Annotated in this window: 5 protein-coding genes; 2 read left to right on the top strand and 3 right to left on the bottom strand. The window is 44.8% G+C overall.

Annotated elements, in window-relative coordinates:
* Positions 1-833 precede the first annotated feature (833 nt).
* The gene (locus ACUALS_RS21465; protein WP_038135602.1) at positions 834-2,804 is read left to right on the top strand and encodes a replication initiator protein RctB domain-containing protein; all 1,971 of its coding nucleotides are present in this window, start codon (positions 834-836) and stop codon (positions 2,802-2,804) included.
* Positions 2,805-3,197: 393 nt separating this feature from the next.
* Here ACUALS_RS21465 and ACUALS_RS21460 read toward each other — a convergent pair whose 3' ends face one another.
* From ACUALS_RS21460 to ACUALS_RS21450, 3 genes are read right to left on the bottom strand one after another with little or no spacing between them, the layout of a single operon-like run.
* Positions 3,198-3,671, bottom strand: coding sequence for a hypothetical protein (locus ACUALS_RS21460; protein WP_005469248.1), 474 nt, complete (start codon positions 3,669-3,671; stop codon positions 3,198-3,200).
* Positions 3,668-4,600, bottom strand: a complete 933-nt coding sequence (locus ACUALS_RS21455) for an ATP-binding cassette domain-containing protein (RefSeq protein ID WP_038135608.1) — start codon at positions 4,598-4,600, stop codon at positions 3,668-3,670. The genes ACUALS_RS21460 and ACUALS_RS21455 overlap by 4 nt, the downstream gene beginning before the upstream one ends.
* On the bottom strand, positions 4,597-5,445 hold the full coding sequence (locus ACUALS_RS21450) for an ABC transporter ATP-binding protein (RefSeq protein ID WP_005469102.1): 849 nt from the start codon (positions 5,443-5,445) through the stop codon (positions 4,597-4,599). Before ACUALS_RS21450 ends, ACUALS_RS21455 begins: the two co-directional genes overlap by 4 nt.
* Before the next feature lie 376 nt (positions 5,446-5,821).
* Between ACUALS_RS21450 and ACUALS_RS21445 the strand changes: the two genes are divergently transcribed.
* Entirely contained in the window at positions 5,822-6,019 is a 198-nt protein-coding gene (locus ACUALS_RS21445; RefSeq protein ID WP_038187912.1) for a PA3496 family putative envelope integrity protein, read from the top strand.
* Positions 6,020-6,088: the final 69 nt, after the last annotated feature.

Here is a 6,088-nt window from a genome sequence, read left to right as displayed (position 1 = left end):
TGATCAAGGAACTCATCATGATCATGCTTGCGGCTAAATACGCCACTTAAGGAACAATGATCAAGGGAAAATGGTCAGATATTCAGATTCATCGGTAAGTGATCTTATCGACAAAAAGATCGGAACAATGATCAAGTATGATATCTTTCCGGAAGCATGAAAATTTCCAGATAAATTACGGGCAAATGCATATACAGTGGGGGTTAAAGACAAATCGACGACAATTTAAAGACAGTTCGATGACAGGTCCATCAAACAGGCACTTATCTTCAACAAACTTGATCATGCTTTCGCCAGTTTTACGAGAAATCAGCTGTTGTGGATAACATTGGAGTGGTGTCATTTCAATTGAGCAACACGATGAAAATATCTGGAAATCGATGAAAAATGGCTCTCTCTTGATCATCGTTTCGACTAATTTTGTCAGCTCCATTAGTACGAATTCAAGATCCTAGCTTTTATCGCCGTGCCGATCTGTGGATAATATGTGAAACGATGATGATCATGCTTCAAGACTTACAATGATCATGTTTTCATGAAGATGATGATCATCGTTCTTAATCATTCTGATCATGCTTTCTCGTTTATAATGATCATGGTTTCGGGGTTATCATGATCATGCTTTCAGAGGCTGTTTTTTTTATTCCTTTCAAAACAGTTAGTTACAAGGTAATTATCGCCCAGATCAATAGATCATATTACCAATTAAGATCAATATAATCAGAAAGATCAGTTATTTAAAAACAATAAGTTTTTTCTTTATTTATGATCTTTTTTTCTTTATTCTTCTGGAACTATAGCGATATTACGGCTAGTGTGACACGGATCTAAAAATGAGTTCAGAAGAAAAGATACTGATCAAACTCCCTAGAAGCCACAAAGATGGACATCTATTCGAGGTATCAGAAACAGCAGTTAACTGGATAGAGCAATATCAGCATTTCAAAGGGGTGACGAAAAGTATCGTAGAACTTCTGAATTTGATTTCTCTACGAGGCTTTAGCAGCAAAGACGGTTTGGTCTCAACCACCGAATTGATCGAGGCAACCGACGGACAAGTCACTCGCGCTGCGATTCAACAGCGTTTACGTGCAGCCGTTAATATTGGACTGTTTCAGCAAGTGCCTGTTCGCTTTGAAGAAGGATTGGCGGGCAAAACCATGTTGCACCGTTTTATCAATCCGAGCCAATTGATATCAGCGCTTGGTGCCACCAGCTTAGTGACTGAATCGGTAAAACAAAATGAGAAACAAAAACGCTCTAAAGCTCTCGCGCAAACGCAAGTGAACAAGCGCTTACTAAACGAGCATGGGCTCAATACGCCACCAGCAATGAAAGACGAAGCGGATCAATTCGTCGTTTCTCCTACCAACTGGGCGGGGATCATTGATCAAGCGTTAGCACCCCCACGGACACGTAAGCAGTACCAGAAAAGCATGGTTTCGATTTCAGGTACACGTGCTGTGATCGAAACGCGTTCATCAAAGAACATCATGACCGTTGATGATCTGATGACCCTGTTCGCCTTGTTTACTCTGACAGTTCAATACCACGAGCATCACCAACACCAGTATCAGCTGGATGGCACTCAAGTTCCGAATAAAACACCGCTCTATATCACCGATATTCTTTCCTTGCGCGGCAAAAAAGACAGTGGACCTGCACGTGATTCAATTCGAGATAGTATTGATCGCATTGAATTTACGGACTTTCAGTTGCATGAACTGACTGGCCGCTGGTTAAGCGAGAACATGCCAGAAGGCTTCAAGAGCGACCGTTTCCGTTTTCTAGCCAGAACCATCACAGCTTCGGAAGAAGCGCCTACAGAGAACGCTGACGGCGAAATTCGTATTAAACCGAACCTGTATATCCTTGTTTGGGAGCCATCGTTCTATGAAGAGCTGCTGACGCGTGATTACTTCTTCCTGTTCCCTCCAGAGATCTTGAAACAGCATACCTTGGTATTCCAGCTCTACAGTTACTTCCGTAGTCGTATGGTACGTCGTCATACTGATGAAATGTTGCTGAGTGAGTTGAATCAGAAGTTGGCACGAAACATTGAATGGCGCCGTTTTTCGATGGATCTGATCCGCGAGCTTAAACGTTTATCGGATGGAAAAGGGAGCGAGGATCTTTTTGTCGTCAACCTCTGGGGTTATCACTTGACGATCTCGGCGGTAGAAGAGAAAGGGAAGATCAAAGATTACCAGTTTGACATTAAATGTGACGCTGAAGAGGTGCTTCGTTATTCGCGCGCCAGAACAACCAACGCTGGCAAGCGAAATATGGCGCCAACGTTGCCAAACCCATTGCGCAATGAAATGGTGACCAAAAAGCAGCTTGAAGAGATGTCTCAAATTATTGATGGTGAGTTCGAACCCATTCAGCGTAAAGAGCGCTCGCCGAAAGGAAAACTTGGCCGACGAGTCAAACAGCGCAAGCACCTGGTTGAGATCAATGCTGATGAGATTACCATTACTCTATCTAAATACACCTCACCAGAGGCCCTAGAACGCTCTATAACGGCTCTTGCCGCTATGACAGGGCATTCACACACCTCAATTCAAGAAGAGTGTCTGGAGCTCATAGACAAGCTCGATTACCTTCGTGTTGGTGAGCAGGCGATTCCTTACGAAACCTTGAGCAAAATGGTCGAGTTGTATAACGGCCAAAGTGAGAACAAACATTTATCTATTGAACGTCTTATTGCTGGTCTCGCCGTACGCAGGAAAGTGTGTAAACAAGTGTTTGAAGGGCACCTCGATGAGACGGTCTTCAGAGCCCTTGACGAAGTCGCGGTCTAATTTTTACCTTCAAGAGAGAAGCCAGCGTCGCACGCTGGCTTTTTTGTGCCACCTGTTTATCGTTTGTTACATTCGATAAACCATTGAACAAAGCTACTACATTATCCTGACAGTCAACTGACAAAGCGAATAAGGGAGTTGGATAAGATTTATCCCGAATAGACAACCTTTTGTCCTTTCTGATGAATGAGGGATTAGATTATCCCTGATAGATTGGCTCATATTGTTACATTCATTCTGAATATTTTTGCGAGTTCTCTGAACTCGCTTTTTTTTGTCCAAAATTCAGGTTTGAGATGAAAGATTGGCCGAAAAGGCGTGATTATCGGATCAATGATCAAGGGAGGGCTTGATCATTGATCCGCAGATTGGGTGAGTAACAGGGGGCGAAGATTAATGGAGGACGCGTTGTCCTTGATCATAGTTCCGTGGTTCATTCCACGATTGCGCTGCCATAAAGTGAACATGGGATTCGATCAACTGATCCGATTCGGCTTGCCAACAGGTTTGCTCTTGCTGGTTACAAAACTCGAGCGTTAATACGGCCAAGTGTTGCAGGCGCTTCATGCACCAATCTTTAAGCTCTAGCTCACTGAGCGGATTCGAGACCACGTTTTGCAGTCGGCTGTAGGCTAACTGCAAATATTGATAGGCTTTGTCTGGCTTTTCATAATGATTGTGTTGGTAGACACGCAGGCACCCATCTAACCAGCAGGCGATAGCCTTGCTCTGAAGATCGGTGATCCTTGGACCCCAAACGGCATCTGGAACCGATTGGATCAATGATTCTAGGGTTTGCTCTTGATCATGCTTTCGAGTTTGATACCACACACCCATCTGTTCGACCCACGTGTCTAATGTCATCATGCTGCTTTAACCCATTGTTTTACAAAATGGTTTGGACCGACTTGTTTGTACTCTTCTTGCACAATGGCACTCTCTGCACGAATTTTGTCGGCATCCAGTGAATAGTTTGGTTCACTCTGCACCAATTTGCCAAATGGAAGATCCGGGTCCGGGACGGCTGAGATCAGCAATTGAGTGTAAGGATGCTGTGGATTGGTCAACAGCGCTTGAGTATCTCCCCATTCTACAATTTGGCCTTTGTACATTACCGCCGTCTCCTCGGCGATGTAATGCGCAGTGGCGAGATCGTGGGTAATGTAAAGAAAACCAATACCGAACTCTTTCTTCATTCGCTGCATTAGGTTGAGTACGCCCAGTCGAATCGATACATCGAGCATTGACGTCGGTTCATCGGCTAAGATCACCTCTGCGCCTACCGCCAAGGCTCTTGCGAGATTAACCCTTTGTCTTTGACCACCACTCAGCTCATGGGGAAATTTCTTAAGTGTATCGGGCGCTAGTTCCACTAATTCAATCAGTTCTTGCAGCTTCGCGGGAATCTCTTTTTTGTCTGCGACTTGGTTATGAATCTTTAACGGGCGGGTAAGGTGGTGCTCTATGGTGTGTGTGGGATTGAGCGAGCCAAATGGGTCTTGGAACACCATTTGGACTTTGCTGCGGTATTCAAGCAGCTCTTTGCGCCCTTCAATGTCGTCGATGTTTTTGCCGTTAAACAAGATTTCACCCGAGGTCGCAGGGTAGACCTTTGTCATTAAGCGCGCGCAGGTACTTTTACCGCAACCCGACTCCCCCACAAGTGCGAGAGTACGCCCTTTGTAGATATCGAAGCTGACGCCTTGCAGGGCTTTGAAACGCTCTTCAGAAGCGAAACCGCCGCCAATGGTGAACTCTTTAACGACGTTGTTCAGTCTAATAATGGGCTCGCTCATGCTGTCGCTCCTTCTTGATTGTGTTTACCTTCATGGATGTTCGGGAACGAAGCCCAAAGTTTTTGTGTGTAAGGGTGTTGTGGTGCATTGCGTATCTGTTTTGAGGCGGCGACTTCGACGATTTCACCGTGGCGCATGATGGCAATGCGATCGCAAAGCTGGCTCATTAATGCGAGGTCGTGAGTGATAAACAGAACCGAGAAGCCAAACTCTTCACGAAGTTGGTAGATTTGCTGCAAGATCTCTCGTTGAACGACCACATCTAGTGCTGTGGTGGGTTCATCCATAATGATCAATTTAGGATTGAGTGATAACGCAATCGCAATCACCAAGCGTTGACGCATACCGCCACTGAATTGATGAGGGTACTCGCTAAGACGTTCACGTGGAATATTGACCAGATCGAGTAGCTTCTCAGCGCGGTCTTGGGCGACTTCCTCGCTGACACCTTGGTGGTGACGAAGTACATCGGCGAACTGCTCTTTGATTGGCAATACTGGGTTTAGCGAGTTCATGGCACTTTGGAATACCATCGCAATTTCACTCCAGCGAATGGCATTAATTTCCTCATCTGGAAGGCGCAATAAGTCTCTCCCTTGGAAGTGGATTTGTCCTCCAGAGATAAACGCTGGCGGCTTATGGAGACGATTGATGGCGAAAGCGATGGTGCTCTTTCCACAGCCTGACTCTCCCGCAAGGCCAAAGATTTCGCCTTTTCCGATATCAAAGCTCACCGACTTCACGGCTTGGAAATCACCGTGATCGGTAATGTAATCGACGCACAATTCGCGTATTTGAATAATGGGGTCGGCATGAAATGCATGCTCGAGAAACGATTGACTCATAAATCTACCTACCAAAAAGAGTAAAAGATAATGATTATCATTAACTGTTAATTCGTGAGTGAAAAGAACTCATGGCAAAAAGGGTGAAGTGAGTCGAAAAAGCGTTGTTTAGATAGTGTGCAAAGCGGCGCGTTGCGGGTGTGTCGAGCCAATAAGGGGAGAAGAAAAGTGAGAGCCAGATCAGCTTACTTTCATTGAGGGTAATCTTTTAAATGTACTTCGAGATAATGGGCCATGCAAAGCCTATTTATAGAAAAATAGATAAGACTTTTCGAACTATTAGCAGAATCACATTCTGGAGCTAAAATTCTTAACAAGGGGCGCGTTGTTTTGCTACAGATTAGCTGTCCCTAGCATGGTTTGTTCGGAGGTTTATATGTCCATTAATTCTATTGACCATGATGAAATGACTAAGATTGCAGATAAGTGGGACTTCACGGAAGAAGTCGAGTCACAAAAGCCGGTAAAATCGGTCAAATGTGCAGAAGCACGTCGTCGTATTGAAGCGCTCAGAGAGATTCGTGAAAGTGGCTTATCAATTGATGAAGCAAAGGAACTGGGCTTGTTGCACTAGTTGTCTTGTCTAATCTCAAATACCTAAGGGTGGCACATCAAGCCACCCTTTATTTTTGCGCTGTTTTTT

The sequence above is a fragment of the Vibrio sp. NH-7 genome (assembly GCF_053643215.1).
Note: the sequence above shows the minus strand (reverse complement) of the source record. Positions and strands in the feature narration are given on the sequence as shown.